Below are 17,540 nucleotides of genomic sequence, written 5' to 3'. Positions count from 1 at the left end.
AGATTGCGTTTTTTAACGTCGAACGTTGAACGTTGAACGGCCTCTCTACTTACCGCAGCACTTCTTGTACTTCTTGCCGCTGCCGCAGGGGCAGGGCTCGTTGCGGCCGGCATTCCTCGCGCTCTTGATGGGGCTCCCCTTGCCGGGCGCCTCCTCGTCCTCTTCCTCCACGAGGTTGAAGACCATCTTCTGCGGCTTGGGCTGCTCCAGCTCCAACTGCTCGATGTCCTCCTCGGTCCCGACCTGGACCCAGAAGATCTTCTCCACCACTTCCTGGCGAATCCTGTTCATCATGTCCATGAAGAGCTGGTATGCCTCGCGCTTGTACTCCTGTTTCGGGTCCTTCTGGCCGTAGCCGCGCAGGCCGATCCCTTCCTTCAGGTGGTCGATGGAAAGGAGGTGGTCCTTCCACTGGGTGTCGATGACCTGCAGCATGATCACCTTGATCAGGTGGTCCATGAGTTCGTCGCCGAATTCGGTGACCTTCGCGTTGAAGCGATCACGGGTGCCGCTTCTCAGGGTGTCCTCGAAGTTCACCGGGGTGATGCGGTCGAAGAGCTCCGGGGTGAGGTCCAGGTTGAAGCCGAACAGCTTGAATACCGTGTCGGTGATCCCCTGCCAGTCCCACTCGCGCGCCGGGGTGCGGTCGATGACGAAGGCCCCGACCACGTCGGTGACGGTGTCGTCCAGCATGCCGACGAAGCTCTTCCTGATCTCGTTGCCGGCCAGGATCTCTTTGCGCTGGGTGTAGATCACCTCGCGCTGCTTGTTCATGACGTCGTCGTACTCGATCAGGTGCTTCCTGATCTCGAAGTTGTGCGCCTCGACCTTCTTCTGGGCGTTCTCGATGGCCCTGGTGATCAGGCCGTGGGTGATCGCCTCCCCTTCCTCGATGCCAAGTTTGTCCATGATCATGGAGACGCGCTCGGACCCGAAGATGCGCAACAGGTCATCCTCGAGCGAGAGGTAGAAGCGCGAGGAGCCCGGGTCACCCTGACGGCCGGAACGGCCGCGCAGCTGGTTGTCGATGCGGCGCGATTCGTGGCGCTCGGTGCCCAGGATGTGCAGACCGCCGAGAGCCACCACCTCGTCGTGCTCGACGGCGCAGGTCGGCTTGTATTTTTCCACCAGCGCGTCGAACTGCTTCTTGAATACCGGGAGCACCAGCCCCTGCAGTTCCTCGAAATCGATCTCTTCGTGCGCGTCCAGGTAGCCGGCAACCGCAGCGGAGCAACCAGGGTAGTCCCGCTCCAGCGCCTGCAGCAGCTCTTTCTCAGCCAGGCCGTTCGCCTGCGCCTCGACGTAAGCCTGCACGAACGCCTCGGCCTTGGTCTCCTGGGTGCCGCCGAACTCCTGGCGAGCCAGGCCGTCGGGATTGCCGCCCAAGACGATGTCGGTACCGCGGCCGGCCATGTTGGTGGCGATGGTGACCATCCCCTTGCGCCCGGCCTGGGCCACGATCTCCGCTTCCTTCTCGTGCTGCTTCGCGTTCAAGACGAAGCGCGGGATCCCCTCACGCTTCAAAAGCTCGGCGAGTTGTTCGGACTTCTCGATGGAGATGGTGCCGACCAGAACCGGTTGCCCCTTCTCGTGCAGTTCCTTGATCTCGGCGATGACCGCGTTGAACTTCTCGCGCTCGGTCTTGTAGATCACATCCGGGAAGTCCGGGCGCAAGAGCGGACGGTTGGTCGGGATGACCACCACGTCCAGCTTGTAGATCTTGTGGAACTCCTCCGCCTCGGTGTCGGCGGTACCGGTCATGCCCGAGAGCTTGTCGTACATGCGGAAGTAGTTCTGGAAGGTGATGGTGGCGAGGGTCTGGTTTTCGTTCTCGATCTTCGCCCCTTCCTTAGCCTCGATAGCCTGGTGCAGGCCGTCGGACCAGCGGCGCCCCGGCATGAGCCGGCCGGTGAACTCGTCGACGATGAGGACCTCGTTGTCGCGCACCACGTAGTCCACGTCGCGCTTGAACAGGGCGTGCGCCCTGAGCGCCTGCTGGGTGTGGTGCAGCATCTCCATGTTGCGCGGATCGTAAAGGTTGTCGATCTTCAGAAGCTGCTCGACCTTCAGCACCCCTTCCTCGGTGAGGGAGGCGCTCTTCGCCTTTTCGTCGACGGTGAAATCGCCGGTATAGGTCTTTCTCTTGCCCGAGAGGGTGTTGGCCTCGACCTCGATCACCTCGCCCTTCTTGAGCATGGGGATGATGCGGTCGATGATGTAGTACTTGTCGGTGGAGTCCTCGGTGGGGCCGGAGATGATGAGCGGCGTCCTCGCCTCGTCGATGAGGATAGAGTCGACCTCGTCGACGACGGCGAAGTTGAAGGGACGCTGGACGTAGTCCGCCAGGTCGAACTTCATGTTGTCGCGCAGGTAGTCGAAGCCGAACTCGTTGTTGGTGCCGTAGGTGACGTCGGCGGCGTAGGCCTCGCGGCGCTCCCAGTCCTCCAGGCCGTGCACGATGACCCCTACCGACAGCCCCAGGAATTTATGGATGCGCCCCATCCAGTCGGCGTCGCGCTTGGCCAGGTAGTCGTTGACCGTGACCACGTGCACGCCTTTGCCGGAGATGCCGTTGAGATAGGAAGGAAGGGTAGCCACCAGGGTCTTGCCCTCGCCGGTCTTCATCTCGGCGATCTTGCCGGAGTGAAGCACCATGCCGCCGATCAGCTGCACATCGAAGTGGCGCATGCCCAGCACGCGCTTGCCGGCTTCGCGGCAGACGGCGAAGGCCTCGGGGAGCATGTTGTCCAGGCTCTCACCCTTGGCATAGCGCTCTTTGAACTGGGCGGTCTTGCCGCGCAGTTCGTCGTCGGAGAGTTTGACGATTTCGGCTTCCAATTGGTTGATACGCTCCACAATGGGCCAAAGACGCTTCAGTTCCCGCTCGTTCTTGCTGCCGACAAACTTCTTTATAAGCGCGCCAAACATCTATGAAATCTCCTTAGCAGTAAAAACAGGATAAAAAAAACAGTGTACGCTACCACAAAAGTGAGAAACCCTCAACTGAAAAGGCGCCTGCTATGAGCCATTTGCGCCCCCCTAGAAAAGAGTGTGAGTGAACCAGAAGCACCAGTAGAAGCCTGACCGTGACAACTGTTCCGCCCCCCTCCCCTCATACCTACCTCTCTGGAGAGGGCGGTGGTAGCAGAAGGGACTGGCTCCGTTAGGTGCCCGTCCCTCTAGCGGAACGCTACATTCCGCTGGCGCCACTTACCCAGGCAGTGGAGAAAACCCAAAGGGGACAGGCACCTGGCGGAGCCAGCCCCCTCCCTCGGTGGAATTATTCGCCCTGGTTGTTGCAATCACGGCGGCGCGTCTTTATAATGAGCCCGCCAAAAAGGAGCCCCTGTACGTGGAAACAACCCCATTCAACGAAGAACTTCTGGACAGCCACCTGCTGGTGGACGTCCGTTCCCCCCTGGAATACCTGGAAGACCATATTCCCGGTGCGATCAACGTTCCGCTGCTGGACAACGAGGAAAGGGTCGAGATCGGCATCCTGCACAAGGAGCAGGGCCCCTACGCTGCCCGCCGGCGCGGGCTGGAACTGACCGCGCACCGCTTCCCCGAGATGGTGCGGCAGATCGCCGACAGCGCTGCCGGCCGTCCCGTTCTGGTCTACTGTTGGCGCGGCGGGCTGCGCAGCAAGACGGTCACCTCGATCCTCGATCTCGCCGGGGTGAAAGCGACCCAGCTGATCGGCGGCTACAAGAGCTATCGCCACGTGGTCGGCGAGTACTTCACGCCCTACCTGCCCAAGACACCGCTCGTCGTGCTGCACGGCATGACCGGCATCGGCAAGACCACGCTGTTGCAGCGCCTCAAGGAGCGGGGCAACTCGGTGCTCGACCTGGAAGGGCTCGCCTGTCACCGCGGTTCCGCCTTCGGCCAACTCGGTCTGAACCAGGATCTCACCCAGAAGCGCTTCGAAACCCTCTTGTGGGACGCGATTCGCAAGGCGCCGGCGGGGCAACCGCTGATCCTGGAAGGGGAAAGCGAGCGCATCGGCCGCGTCTCTCTGCCCGGGGACTTCTACCAGAAGATGGCGCAGGGGGTCCGGGTGTGGTGCCACGCTAGCCTGGAGACCCGGGTGCGCAGGCTGATCGAGGAATATGGCCTCCCCGAATACAAGGAAGAGATGGGCGTCGCCCTGCAGCGCATCAGGAAGAAGCTGGGTGGAAAGCGGTGCGACGAACTGGCGGAAAACCTCGAGCGCTGGGAGATGAAGGAATTCATGACCGGGCTGGTCTGCGACTACTACGACAAGGTGTATTACAAGAACCGGACCTGGGAAGCGGACTTCAACCTCGACATGGAGGATTTCGACCGGGCGGCCGAAGAGTTGGAAAAGGTCCTGGCCGCGCGGCTGGCCCTACCCCCCAGCCCCTAGCCCCTGCCCTTCCTCACCCGATACTTCACCACCATCTCCACCGGATGGTAAGAAAGCTTCGCCTGTCGCAGCGACTCCTCACCGAGGTCCTGCTCCCGGTTCAGGTAGGTGCACTCGGTGAACAAAAGCCGGGAAAACTCCCGGTCCAGCAACTGGTACAGCCCCTCCATGAAGAGATCTCCCTTCTCGAAGTGACACACCGCCGTCTCCCGGTTCAGCCGCTCCCCGAGCGCGAAGCCCCGCACGGCGCCATCCACCAGGATCACCACCCCGGACAGCCCCAGCTCGCGGTGCAGCCTGAGCGCCTCCGCCGTCCCCTCGATCTCCCCCTGCACCGAGCCACCCTCTCCCAGCCCCCGCGGCACGATCTCCGTCCTGACCCGCCCCCACTCCTCCAGGAGCGCGAGCGCCCCGGGCAGGTGCCCGTCGTTCAGTATCTCCACCTGGTGCCGGTGCCGGTTGAGGAAGTAGTTCACCCGGTTTTTCTTCTTGTGGTACTGCTTGCCGTTTAACTGCGCCATCTCTTCTTTCAGGTGCAGGTAGTCGAAATTGTTGCGATCCGCGGTCGCCTCCACGCCCTCCCCCCCGTCCAGGTAACGGGTGAGGAAGCCGTCGTCGGCGCCGTACAGGGTAAGCCCCTGGTCCAGCAACTCCCGGGTCGCCGCGGCGATGTCGCCGCCAAAGGGAGTGAGAAAGTAGGCGGAGCCGTCGTAGCCGCGCCCGAGAGCCGCCACCGCGTCGCCCACAAGCGTCAGTCGGTACTCGTGCACCTTGCGGAACAGGTACAGGTTGGCGAAGGTCAGTTCCGAGACGCGGGGCTGCAACTCGGCGAAAAGCACGTCCAACAGTGGCTTGTCCTGCAAGTCGATGCCGCGGCTTTGTGGGTAACGTGGAATCTCCATCTGTCTCTCCCGGGAAAAATCTGTGTCAGTATACTCATTTTTTTGCAGAATTGCGAAAAAAGGACTGGCATTTCCCTCACCGTATACGGTAGTATCGCGGTTACTCTACCATCAGCATTTGCAAAAAGCTGTTTGGCAATCGCAAAGCCAGTAATCATAAAGCAGAATGCGGCACTGTCCAGTTAAAGAGAATTAGGAAATAGCGCAAAAAGAAAACGGATTTTTCCGGGGGAGCAGTGCAGAGATATCTCTTCAACTTCATAAAGAACCTGAAACTGCGCTGGAAAATGGTGGTACTGGTGCTCCCCCTGGTGATCATCCCCATCTTCCTGGTGGGGGGCATCATCGGTTACATCTCCACCAAGCAGGCCTATCTCGGCATCACCCAGACCAGCAAGGACGACCTGCAGCACATGGCTTCCTTCACGGTCGACCTTTTGAACTCCCACTATCAGCAGTTCCAGGTCTACAAGCAGGACAAGGAAAAGAGCTTCCACGAAGAGCTGAGCACGGTGAGCGAACTGGCCTACAACGTGGTCAAGAGCCAGCACAACCTGCAAAAGTCCGGACGCATGGACCTGGCCACCGCCATGCACGAGGCGAGAAGCGCGCTCCTCAAGGTGAACGTCGGCAAGACCGGCTACATCTACGCCATGAACAGCCGCGGCGAGCTGAAGGTTCACGTGGCCCAGGAGGGGACCAACGTCTCCGAGAGCCGGGACGAGACCGGCCGCTACTTCATCAAGGAGATGATCGAGAAGGCGCACCGCGCCAAGCCGGGCGAGGTGCTCTACATCGTCTACCCCTGGAAGAACGCGGCCTTGGGCGACAAGTCGCTCAGGAAGAAGGTGGTTGCCTACCGCTACTTCAAGGAATGGGACTGGATCATCGCCGCCGGCGGCTACCTCGAGGAGACCTACGAGGACCTCGCCTTCGAGCGGCGCTCCTTTGAGGCCCTCAAGGAAAAGATCAAGAGCAAGAAGGTGGGCAAGACCGGCTACATCTACGCCATGGACAGCTCCGGCAACTTCATGATCCACCCCACCGGCGAGGGGAGGAACTTCCTCAACGCCCAGGACTCCAACGGCCAGCACTTCATCAAGGAGATGTGCGAGCGCAAAAACGGCTGGATCCGCTACCCCTGGAAGAACAAGGGGGAGGAGGCGCCGCGCATGAAGATCGTGCGCTACGAGTACTTCGAGCCCTGGAACTGGATCGTGGCGGTCGGTTCCTACGAGGAGGAATTCTACCAGGAGGCCAACGCCATCAAGGGGCGCATCCTGGAGAGCATGGTGGTGCTCACCATCCTGATCTCGGTGCTGTCGGTGTTCATGGTGCTGCTCGCCTCGCGCGTGATGACCGAGCCGATCAGCCGGATGATCGAGGTGATCCGCAGGGTCAAACAGGGACGGCTGGACGAGACCATGCCGGTCGACTCCGAGGACGAACTGGGCGAACTGGCCCACGCCTTCAACCGGATGACCAGGATCATCAAGCACAACAAAGAGTTAGAGGCAAATCTCGCCCAGCAGGGGAAGATGGCTTCGCTCGGCGTCCTCTCCTCGGGGGTCGCCCACGAGATCAACAACCCGCTGGGGGTCATCCTGGGCTACGCGGCTTACATCGAGAACAAGCTCACGCCCGAGGATCCCAACTACAAGTTCATCCACGAGATCAAGCGCGAGAGCAAGCGCTGCAAGAAGATCGTCCAGGATCTCCTCTCCTACGCCCGGACGCCGCAGCCGGTGCTTGAGGAGACCGACATCAACGAGCTTTTGGAACAGATCGTCGACTTCGCCGCCAACCACACCGACATGCACCACGTCAGCGTGAAAAAGAGCTTCGACCACACCCTGCCGCCCATCATGGTGGACGGCGACCAACTGCGCCAGGTGGCCATCAACCTGATCCTCAATGCGGGGGCGGCCATGCAAAAAGGTGGCGAGCTGGTGGTCAGCACCGAGGCCGGCGGCGAGGAGTGGGTGAGCCTCAAGTTCCGCGACAACGGCGCAGGGATCTCGCCCGAGCACATGGAAAAGATCTTCGAGCCCTTCTTCACCACCAAGGTGAAGGGGACCGGGCTGGGGCTTGCCATCACCAGGCAGATCGTGGAGCAGCATCACGGCAAGATCGGCATAGAGAGCACGATCGGCGCGGGGACCACGGTCGAGGTGCGCCTTCCCTTGAAAAGGGATGAATACTATTGAATTACCGCCGCCCCCGCGCGGCTGACGGAGTAGGTCCATGACCAAAAAACGGGTGATGTTGGTGGATAACGAGGAGGGGCTGTGCCGGATGATGGAGGCGGTCCTTTCCGATAACGGTTATGCGGTCTCCGCGTTCACCAGGAGCTTCGAAGCCGCCGAGAGCTTCCAGGCCGGCCAGTGGGATCTCCTGGTCACCGACATCAAGATGCCGGGGATGGACGGGCTCGAGCTGCTGCAGAAGGTGAAGCAGAAGGACCCCGCCATACCGGTGATCATGGTGACCGCCTACGCCACCGTGGAGATGTCCATCCAGGCCCTGCGGAAGGGTGCCTATGACATGCTCACCAAGCCGTTCGAACCGGAGGAACTGCTGTACCGGGTCAAGAACGCGCTGCAGCACACCCGCCTCATGGAGGAGAACCGCGAGCTGCGCGAGGAGCTGGTCGGGCGCTTCAACTTCGGCAACATCATCGGCGCCTCCACCGCGCTCAAGGAGGTGCTGGAGCGGGTCGAGAAGCTGGCCGTGCGCGACACCTCCGTGCTCATCACCGGCGAGTCCGGAACCGGCAAGGAACTGATCGCGCAGGCGGTACACTACAACTCCCCCAGGAAGGAGAAGAAGTTCGTCGCCATCAACTGCGGCGCCCTCCCCGCCTCCCTTTTGGAAAGCGAACTCTTCGGCTACAAGAAGGGCGCCTTCACCGGCGCCACCGAGAACAGGCGCGGCCTCCTGGAGACCGCCGACGGGGGCACCCTCTTTCTGGACGAGGTGGGCAACCTCCCTATGACCGTGCAAAAGACCCTGCTGCGTTTTCTCCAGGAGCAGGAGTTCAACCGGCTGGGCGACCCCACCCCGACCAAGGTCGACGTCCGCATCCTCTCCGCGACCAACGCCGACATGAAGCAGGGGGTGAAGGCGGGAGAGTTCCGCGAGGACCTCTACTACCGCCTGAACGTGGTCAACATCCACCTCCCCCCGCTGCGCCAGCGCAGGGACGACATCGCCCTCCTGGCGGCACACTTCATCTCGCTGCAGAACACCAAGTTCGGCACCCACATCAAAGGGCTTACCCACGACGCCATGGAGGCCGCGGTGGAATTCCCGTGGCCGGGCAACATCCGCCAGCTCAAAAACGTGATCGAGGCCTGCATCGCCATGGAGAGCAGCGACTACATCACCCTGCCGGTGCTGTCCCAGTTCATCGAGGTGGTTCCCACGGAAACCGCCGGCGAGGCGCTCTCCGAGGAGGGGGAATACTCCAAGGCGCTGATGCGCTTTGAAACCGAGTACCTGAGGGGGCTTTTGCGCAAGAACCAGGGCAACGTGGAGGCGGCCGCCAAGGAGGCCGGTGCCAACATGGCCACCATCTACCGCAAGATCAAGAAATACGGCATCAGGAAGGACGAGTACAACAGCTAACGCCCTCACCAAAGTGACGCCCGCTTTTGCAGCAATGCAAAAAACGGGACTCCCCCCCTTGCAGGCTTGCAAATGCAGCCGCACTACACGCCCCTTGACACGTAACCACCCGTTTTACCACCATTTTAACGCTGCCAGCTCCGAGTCACCCCCAGCGGGAAAAGTTAACTCCTGCGTCGCCACCCTTTAATCTTTCTTCGCGATTCTGCAAAAGCGTCCCGCTCGCCGCCGCCCACCCCCGCTAAGTCACACCTCGCAACCCTCTGGTATTCCGTTGTTTTGCAACCCATTTGCCGGTAAACGCCAAATTGGTACGCCAGTTGCTAACACTGTTTACGTCACCCTTTCTTTACGTTGTAAAAAGGTATGAGGTCCTATGCAGCAAGCGACGGTCTGCCCCTTCTTCGGCAAAAATGATGATTACTGCGACGTGGGGTGCGGCTACATCTCGCCGCACGACGTCAAGCAGATCATCACCTTCTGCAGTTGCCGTCACAGGGAGTGCCTCAAATACCAGGAGCTGTCCGACCGGGTCCCGGCCGGGCAACTCGATTCCAACCTCTGCCTGGTGTAGCCGACGGGTGAAGCCGGGCGGGGACGAATCAAAGCAGCACTGCACTACTATGGAAAAGGAGAACGGCGATGAGTGAAAAAGAACTTGAACTGCTCTCGAGGCTTGAGGAGTTGGAGCGGCACACCTGGCGCAACTCTGCCATCCTGCGCGCCGTCGCCATGGTAGCCTTCACCGCCATGATCGGCATCGTCATCGCCTCCGGCGTGGTCGGTGGCGGTCGCGGCAGCCACTGGTCCGGGCCTGCCTGGAACACCATGTGGCTCTATGGCCTCTTCGCCGCCAACGCCGTCTCCATGTTCTGGACCACCCACAAGGAATAACAGCGCCTGGCGCCGATTAGGAGGAACATCACATGCCGATGAAACTGTCAAACGTGATACTTCTTTTACTGGTCGTCGTCCTCTGCGCGACCTTTTCCCTGCGCATCTTCCAGGGGCTCGACGAGATGATGGGGGACCAGTACTGGGTGGTGGACACCTCGCAGGGCGACCATGGCTGGTACGGCATGGGTCTTCTCCCCCACGTGAAGAAGGTGGCCAAGGAAGTGGTGCAGGCGGCCAACACCGACCCGGACAACGACGAAAAGTACATCATCTACGCGCAAAACGGCGACTTCGCCGGCAACTCGGTCTACGGCATCTGCCTGGGTATCCCCCTCATCATGTACCTGATCTGGTTCGCTTTCATCCTGGGATTCCCGGACCGAATCGACCCATACCTCCTGCCGCGGCGCATCTTCACCCTGACCGTAATCATCATGTGCTCGGTGATCGTGAACCTGTTTCTGATGCGGATCGCCGCCGACTTCGCCCGCGATCCCATGTCCCGCATCGCCAACGTGGCGGGCAACCACGCCTCGCTCTTGTTCCATAACGCGGGAATCTGGTTCGCCATTCTCTTCTCCGCGCTGGGGACACCGAACCACTCCATGCGCGAGACCGCCGCTCCTGACAGCCGCAACTGGCAGACCCAGGCCAATGAGAAGTTCAACTGGATGTTCGTGCTGCTCTTCGCGGTCACTATCCTCGAGGTGGCCCTGGTCAAGAACAAGCTCGCTCTTCCCGATGCAGCCGTGGACTACTCGGTCTGGATCATCCTGGTGGTGATATTCATGCGGATGTTCGGCTTCTCGCCCAAGTACTGGGTGAAACGGGGACGCGGCATCGCCATCATGTTCGCGGGGACCCTGATCACCCTCCCCGTCTTCTACCTGCTGGAGCGGGCCACCGGCACCCTTGGCGCCGGTTTCGCCTCCCCGATACTCACCAAGGCCCTTGGCCCGGAGAACGCCAATATCGGGCTCTCCCTGATGATTTCCATCTATCTCATCTTCTGGATGGAGTTCGCGGCCGCGATACGCATGAATGGACCCCGCAGACTGACAACGGAGAAACACGTGTAGATTCTTCTCCACATGCATCTGTATTAACAGGGGAAACCGGTCCAGGTTTCCCCTTTGTTTTTGCCATCTCCTTCCGCTAATATTATGATTATAAAACATCGTCATGCCTTTTCATGTAATTACAGTTACACCACCGCACTAGCATTCACAGTTCCTGCCTGATACGAACGCCTCAAAGCTATCCTGATACGAAATCCACTGTCTCTATTGTCTTTACTCTCCCCATGAAATCTTCACGAAGCACATTGATCGCCTGACAATCTGTGCTGAACCCGCCACTGCCTGGAAATAACAATGCATTGAGCACGGGATAGTGCGCTGGTACGCTTATGGCACAACCAGATTGAGAATCAAATTTGTTTGACACAATAATGCGACAGCGTTTGAGCAACTCCCAAAACGGCACCACGAAATTCAGCAAAAAGGCGAGCCCCGCGCGACCACCCAACAATAATAAAAAATAATTTACCGTCTGCTTTTCTTTTTTCGCCTGTCATTTAAAATATTTGCACGCGACCAGATCATAAAACAAGGCCTCTCAAGAGCATCAATTTATTTAGAACGCTGTTTATTTTTATTGTGCATTTGAAAATCCTGTGATACAACAATCTCACGTATACGGAAAAATGAGGCGAGGCCCGAAAGCAGGAGAAAGGGCTACCACAGACCGCCTGATGCGGCCATTCCATAAAAAACGGTAACTTGCAAACCGGCGCTCCAAACAGAACGCTTTAACCATTTCCAGCAAAACAGTACCGACATTTTTAGAAACAAAATTTACAGATCTTGGAAAGGGGGATTTATCGGGAACTGAAACCAGAGGGGCGGGACGCCGCCGCAACGCATCTTACTGAGAAAGGAGTGACAACCATGGCAGAAAGACAGTACGACTGGAAAGCAATCGCAAAAAATCCCAAATTCGTGGAACTGCATCACAAGAAGACGGCCTTCCTTTTCGGGTGGTGGATTTTCTCCTGTGTGTACTATTTCCTGCTCCCCATCGGGGCGGCCTACACACCGGGGATCTTCAAGGTCAAAATGATCGGCGTGATCAACTTCGGGTACGTATTCGCACTCTCCCAGTTCTTCGTCTCCTGGGGGATTGCACTCTACTACTCTCACGTCGCCAACAAGGACTTTGACCGGTTGACCAGGGAACTGATCGACGAATTACATCTCTAGGGAAGGAGGACAGGACATGACCATCAAGAAGATATTCATAGCAGCCAGCTTGGCCCTCTCGGTCGCCGCAGCAGCCTACGCTGAAGAGCAGAAGGCGCCGGCAGCCGGCGCAGCGCCGGCGATGAGTGCCCCGGCAGCCCAGGGAGCACCCGCCGCGACAGCTACCGCACCCGCGCCCAACGCAGCCGCTTCCGTGGCCACCCCTGCCCCTGCCGCACCGGCACCGGCCAAGAGGGAACTGAAAACCAACAAGACCATCACCATCGGCATGTTCATGATCATCATCGCCATCACCATGGGCGTCGTGGTCTGGGCCGCCAAGCAGACCAAGTCGGCTGCGGACTTCTACGCGGCGGGCGGCGGCATCACCGGCACCCAGAACGGCTGGGCCATCGCCGGCGACTACATGTCGGCAGCCTCCTTCCTGGGTATTTCCGGCCTGATCTCGCTCTACGGCTATGACGGGTTCATGTACTCGGTCGGCTGGCTGGTGGCGTACATCACAGTGCTTCTGATAGTGGCGGAACCCTGCCGCAACGCGGGCAAGTACACCCTGGGCGACATTCTCTCCTTCAGGACCTCGCCCAAGCCGGTACGCGCTTTCGCCGCCATCTCCACTGTCGCGGTTTCCACCTTCTACCTCACCGCCCAGATGGTCGGTGCGGGCAAACTGATGGCACTCTTGGTCGGTATCCCCTACAAGATGTCCATCATCGGCGTCGGCATCCTCATGGTCGGCTACGTTGTCTTCGGCGGCATGGTCGCCACCACCTGGGTACAGATCATCAAGGCGGGCCTCCTCATGTCGGGCGCCTTCCTGCTCTCCTTCCTGGTCATGGTCAAGGCCGGCTTCAACCCGATCGGCTTCTTCTCGACCATCGTCAGCAGCCCGGACATCCAGGACCACGTTTCCAAGCTGGTGCTGAAAGACGGCGTCATCCTCTCGGGCATGGACGCCGGGCAGCGCTTCCTCGAGCCCGGCCTGTACCTCAAGAACCCGCTGGACCAGATCTCGCTGGGCATGGCCCTGGTGCTCGGCACCGCCGGTATGCCGCACATCCTGATGCGCTTCTTCACCGTGCCGACCGCACAGGCCGCACGTAAGTCCGTCATCATCGCCATGTTCATCATCGGCGGCTTCTACATCCTGACCACCCTGCTCGGCTTCGGCGCCGCTATCCATCTGACCCCGCAGGGTATCACCTCCGTCGACCCGGGCGGCAACATGGCTACCCTGATGCTGGCACAGCAGATGGGCGCGGACATCGCCCCGGTCATCGGCGACCTCTTCCTCGCCTTCCTGTGCGCCGTCGCCTTCGCCACCATCCTCGCCGTGGTCTCCGGCCTGGTGCTCGCGGCTTCCGCGGCCATCGCCCACGACATCTACGTGAACGTGATCAAGGACGGCCACGCCGACCAGCACGAGCAGGTCTTCGCAGCCCGCGTCACCTCCTTCGTGGTAGGCGCCTGCGGCATCATGATCGGCCTCGCCGCCGAGAAACAAAACGTCGCCCACCTGGTAGCGCTGGCCTTCGCCGTCGCCGCCTCCGGCAACCTCCCGGTCGTCATCCTCTCGCTCTTCTGGAGGAAGTTCAACACCGGCGGCGTCATCTCCGGCCTCTTGGTCGGCACCATCGCCTCCATCGGCCTGGTGATGGTATCCCCCAACATGACCTACCCGAAAGTGGTCGCAGCCGGCGCCAAGAAAGTGGTAGCCGCCATGGAGAAGAAGCAGGCCGCACTGCCGGCCGGCCAGACCCTCGCCGAGAAGGACGCCAAGGCGCTCGCCAAGGCGAAGGTTGATGCTCAGCAGGACGGCACCTCCATCGTTGGCCTGGATAAGCCGCTCTTCACCCTGAAGAACCCGGGCATCATCTCCATCCCCCTGGGCTTCATGGCCGCCATCCTGGGCGCACTCGCCTTCCCGAACCGGCGCTCCGAGGAAATGTTCGACGAGGTCTACGTCCGCCAGAACACCGGTTTGGGTATGGCCAAGGCAGTCGAGCACTAGTCAGCAAGCAGCAAAGCAGCATGGAATTGGGGAAGGGAAACCTTCCCCAATTTTTTTGTCCCGCGCCCAATCCTTTCCTCCCCTTCCCCGCTCCATGCACAACGGAAAAAGTCAACGAATCGTTCCGGTTATGAGCAAAACAGTTTTACATCGCAGTTTTTTTCTGTAGAATCAACGCCAGCATATTTATTAAGAGGTGGCCCCGCATGCCCCATCAGATCTATCCAGCCGAGCCAGGCGACGGCGAACTCCTTTCGGAGTTGCTGGCGGAGGTGCACGCCTTTCTCCCGCTGCTGGACCGGAACGAGGGGAAAAAGCTGCTGGAAGGACTGGTGTGGCAAAGCTCCGAGGAACTGGGGAAGCTGCGCCGGTACTCAGGCAGGGAAGAAGCCATCATCGAGCAGGTGGGCACCGAGACCGACTACGCCCAACTCCTGAAACTCCACGAGGAGTTGAACCTCCTCGAGATGGAGCGCTTCCTCAACTTCTACTCGGTCACCGCGCTGCACGAGAACTGTACTTGGTACCGCGACGCGCTGGCCGGGCGGGCGCTGGAACTGGTCGAGGCCGAGATGCCCTCCCCCCCGCCGGTCCCCTTCGCCTTGGTGAGCATGGGGAGCGACGGACGCGAGGAACAGACCCTCATCACCGACCAGGACTACCTGATCGTCTACAGCGACGACGGCGGGGAGAAGGCCGACCGATACTTTCAGGAGTACAGCCGGATCCTGGTGGAGCGGTTGGCCGAGATCGGCTTCAAGAAGTGCAGCGGCGGGATCATGCCGGTCAACGACAACTGGCGCGGCTCGCTGTCGCAGTGGCAGCGCCGGCTGCACGCCATCGTGCGCTACGAGACCGAGGACTACGGCAAGAACATGATGGACCTGATCGTCCTCTCCGACGCGCGCTTCGTGGCCGGTGACGCCGAACTGGCCGGCAGGCTGGTCTCCCTGATCCGCTCCCTTTTGCAGGACTACTTCATGGCCCTTTGGGGCATGGCCAAGGCCGCCACCGAGATGAAGCTGGCGCTCGGGTTCTTAAAGCGGTTCTGGACCGAGGGGAGCGGCGAGCACAAGGGCTCTTTCAACCTGAAACTCCTGGCCTGGGCCCCCCTGGTGATGAACGTGCGCATACTGGCCATCAACCAGGGCATTCCCGCGACCTCGACGGTGAAGAGGATCGAGCTTCTGGAAAAGGAGCACAGCTTCTCGGCCAACATGGCGCGCGGGCTCGTGGCGGCCTACCGCATCCTCACTAAGCACCGTATCCTGCTCCAGATCAAGGTAATCAAGGGAATCCAGAACGACGCCTACTACCTGAACCCCTATTCGCTCCCCAACGACGAACGGGAACGGATGAGGCAGGCGCTGCTCCTCATCGAGGATCTGCAAAAGACCATTCACACCAACTTTTCCATAGTTTAGGAGCGCGATAGCCTTGCCGTGCCGGGGTTTTCCCCAAGCGGCTCCATCAGCGGAGGAGACATGAGCCGATCCGAGAAGTCCAAGGTCAACCTGCTCCGCCCCAAAGAGGGGCACATGCGGGACGAGGTGCGCATCATCCTTGCCATCCTCTTCGGCTGGGGAGTCTGCACCTTCGGCTTCCAGTTCCTGGTCTACGCCTGCCGGGGCACCGGCGCCGGCAGCATCCTGACCCGGCTCACCCTGTTCAACCTGCCGCTGCACTTCTGGTTCACCGGGCAGTTCCTCCCCTTGTGGTTCATCATCCTGTGCGTCATCTTCAACATCTACGTGGACCGGATCAGCGAGTACCACAGCCGCCGGAGAGACAAAAGTTATGAATGACTCGTCCTGGTCCATCTTCGTCGTTCTGGCTGTCTTGCTCTCGTTCATCCTGGTTGGGCTCAGGCAGAAGTCGCGCGAGAGCCAGGAGTACGGCTTCGGCGGGCGTTACACCGGCAGGATCGGCGGCGGCGCGGCCATCGCCAGCAACTGGATGAGCGCCGCGAGCCTCATGGGGCTGGCCGGCATCATCTACCTGCGGGGCTACCAGGGGCTCGCCTACGTAATCGGCTGGACCGGCGGCTACGTGCTCCTGCTGGTGCTCCTGGCCAGCCAGATCCGGCGCTTCGGCAAATTCACCACACCCGAATTCGTGGGCGAACGCTACGGATCCCCCGCCGCAAGGCTCATGGCCGCCGTGATCGCCATCGCCATCTCCGTGATCTACTGCGTGGCCCAGTTCAAGGGGATCGGGCTCATCTTCGCGTTCATGTTCGACATAGGCTACGAGCAGGGGGTAACCTACGGCGCGCTCGCCGTGGTCTCCTACCTGGTGGTCTCCGGGGCGCTCGGGGTGCCGCGCAATCAGCAGCTGCAGTACCTGGTGATCTGCGTCGCCTTCATCGTTCCGCTCATGTGGCTGGCCCGCAAGCTCGGTTATTTCTGGCTGCTGCCCCAGTTCGGCTACGGCCGGGCCCTGACCGACCTCGCCCGGGAGTTCCGCATCGACTTCACCCTCCCCTTCGCCGGTGACTCCCTCTTCGAGTGGTGCGCGCTCTGCTTCACCCTGATGGTCGGGACCGGCGGGCTCCCCCACGTGCTGTCGCGCTTCTACACCGTCCCCAACGTGCGGGACGCGCGCTGGAGCGTGGTCTGGGGGCTCTTCTTCATCGCCCTCATCTACTGGTCCGCGCCCGCCTTCGCCGTCTTCGGCAGGCTGATCGAGGCACGTCAGGGTATCGCCTTCACCCCCGATACAGCACGTGCCGCCGCCGACGTGATCGCCCTGAAGACCGCCATGATGGCCGGGCTGCCGGGATGGCTGGTGGGGGTGCTGGCGGCAGGTGCGCTGTCGGCCGCCTTCTTCACCGTGGCCGGTCTCTTGATGACCGGCGCCGCCTCCATCTCCCACGACCTCTACTACAGCTTCATCAACCCGAAGGCCAGCGAGACCTCGCGCATGCAGGTGGCCAAGGGGGGGACCCTGGTGCTGGCCGCCCTGGTGCTCCTGGTGGCGCTCAACCCGCCCGGCCTCATCGCCGAGATCACCGCGGTCGCCTTCGCGCTGGCCGGCAACACCATCTTCCCACTGTTCCTTTTGGGGATCTGGTGGGATCGGGCCAACCGTTACGGCGCCATCGCCGGCATGGTGACCGGCGTACTCTGCACCGTCGCCACCCCGCTTCTGGGAGGGGTACTGCCGGGGGTGGCCTTCTATTTTCCGGTCACCGCCTCCGCCCTGTGCGGCGCGCCCTTGGTCATCTGCGTAATGATCGCCGTATCGCTCGCGACCCCCGCCCCACCCGAGGAGATGAGGCGCTTCCTGGAGCAGGAGGTGCATGGGCACCTGGATTAAAGGCAAAGGACGTTCTACGTTCTATGTTCTAGGTTTTAGGAGCAGGGTTACACAGTCTCAACTAGTTGAAGCGGCGGGGGTAGCAGCAGATTTCGGATCAGACTTAGAACAGGTTTGGTGGAAGTCGTAGGGGG

At 60.7% G+C, this 17,540-nt stretch carries 13 protein-coding genes; 11 read left to right on the top strand and 2 right to left on the bottom strand.

The window, feature by feature from the left end:
• Positions 1 to 45: 45 nt before the first annotated feature.
• Entirely contained in the window at positions 46 to 2,928 is a 2,883-nt protein-coding gene (gene secA / locus JFN90_RS17175; protein ID WP_199396345.1) for a preprotein translocase subunit SecA, read from the bottom strand.
• 424 nt (positions 2,929 to 3,352) lie between these two features.
• Here secA and mnmH point away from each other — a divergent pair, with 424 nt between their 5' ends.
• On the top strand, positions 3,353 to 4,390 hold the full coding sequence (gene mnmH, locus JFN90_RS17170) for a tRNA 2-selenouridine(34) synthase MnmH (RefSeq protein ID WP_199396344.1): 1,038 nt from the start codon (positions 3,353 to 3,355) through the stop codon (positions 4,388 to 4,390).
• Here mnmH and JFN90_RS17165 read toward each other — a convergent pair.
• Positions 4,387 to 5,292: a DUF2156 domain-containing protein gene (locus JFN90_RS17165; protein ID WP_199396343.1), complete on the bottom strand. Its 906-nt coding sequence runs from the start codon at positions 5,290 to 5,292 to the stop codon at positions 4,387 to 4,389. The two genes, mnmH and JFN90_RS17165, sit on opposite strands and share 4 nt — an antisense overlap.
• A 236-nt stretch (positions 5,293 to 5,528) precedes the next feature.
• Between JFN90_RS17165 and JFN90_RS17160 the strand changes: the two genes are divergently transcribed.
• From JFN90_RS17160 to JFN90_RS17115, 10 genes are all read left to right on the top strand, one after another.
• On the top strand, positions 5,529 to 7,499 hold the full coding sequence (locus tag JFN90_RS17160; RefSeq protein WP_199396342.1) for a cache domain-containing protein: 1,971 nt from the start codon (positions 5,529 to 5,531) through the stop codon (positions 7,497 to 7,499).
• 37 nt (positions 7,500 to 7,536) lie between these two features.
• Entirely contained in the window at positions 7,537 to 8,919 is a 1,383-nt protein-coding gene (locus JFN90_RS17155) for a sigma-54-dependent transcriptional regulator (RefSeq protein WP_199396341.1), read from the top strand.
• A 376-nt stretch (positions 8,920 to 9,295) separates the two neighbouring features.
• A complete protein-coding gene (locus JFN90_RS17150) occupies positions 9,296 to 9,493 on the top strand; it encodes a hypothetical protein (protein WP_199396340.1) in 198 nt (65 codons plus the stop codon).
• 68 nt (positions 9,494 to 9,561) lie between these two features.
• On the top strand, positions 9,562 to 9,813 hold the full coding sequence (locus tag JFN90_RS17145) for a hypothetical protein (protein WP_012529954.1): 252 nt from the start codon (positions 9,562 to 9,564) through the stop codon (positions 9,811 to 9,813).
• Positions 9,814 to 9,845: 32 nt separating this feature from the next.
• On the top strand, positions 9,846 to 10,895 hold the full coding sequence (locus JFN90_RS17140) for a hypothetical protein (protein WP_199396339.1): 1,050 nt from the start codon (positions 9,846 to 9,848) through the stop codon (positions 10,893 to 10,895).
• Between the two features lie 870 nt (positions 10,896 to 11,765).
• Positions 11,766 to 12,077, top strand: a complete 312-nt coding sequence (locus JFN90_RS17135) for a DUF485 domain-containing protein (protein ID WP_012529951.1) — start codon at positions 11,766 to 11,768, stop codon at positions 12,075 to 12,077.
• 16 nt (positions 12,078 to 12,093) lie between these two features.
• Positions 12,094 to 14,088, top strand: a complete 1,995-nt coding sequence (locus JFN90_RS17130) for a solute symporter family protein (RefSeq protein ID WP_199396338.1) — start codon at positions 12,094 to 12,096, stop codon at positions 14,086 to 14,088.
• A 206-nt stretch (positions 14,089 to 14,294) separates the two neighbouring features.
• Entirely contained in the window at positions 14,295 to 15,512 is a 1,218-nt protein-coding gene (locus JFN90_RS17125; RefSeq protein ID WP_199396337.1) for a putative nucleotidyltransferase substrate binding domain-containing protein, read from the top strand.
• A 60-nt stretch (positions 15,513 to 15,572) separates the two neighbouring features.
• Positions 15,573 to 15,893, top strand: coding sequence for a DUF4212 domain-containing protein (locus tag JFN90_RS17120; protein WP_199396336.1), 321 nt, complete (start codon positions 15,573 to 15,575; stop codon positions 15,891 to 15,893).
• The gene (locus tag JFN90_RS17115) at positions 15,886 to 17,406 is read left to right on the top strand and encodes a VC_2705 family sodium/solute symporter (RefSeq protein ID WP_199396335.1); all 1,521 of its coding nucleotides are present in this window, start codon (positions 15,886 to 15,888) and stop codon (positions 17,404 to 17,406) included. Before JFN90_RS17120 ends, JFN90_RS17115 begins: the two co-directional genes overlap by 8 nt.
• The last annotated feature ends 134 nt before the right edge of the window (positions 17,407 to 17,540 follow it).

It is taken from the genome of Geomonas propionica (assembly GCF_016458235.1).
Taxonomy (GTDB): domain Bacteria; phylum Desulfobacterota; class Desulfuromonadia; order Geobacterales; family Geobacteraceae; genus Geomonas; species Geomonas propionica.
This window is presented reverse-complemented; position numbering and strand designations above follow the sequence as displayed.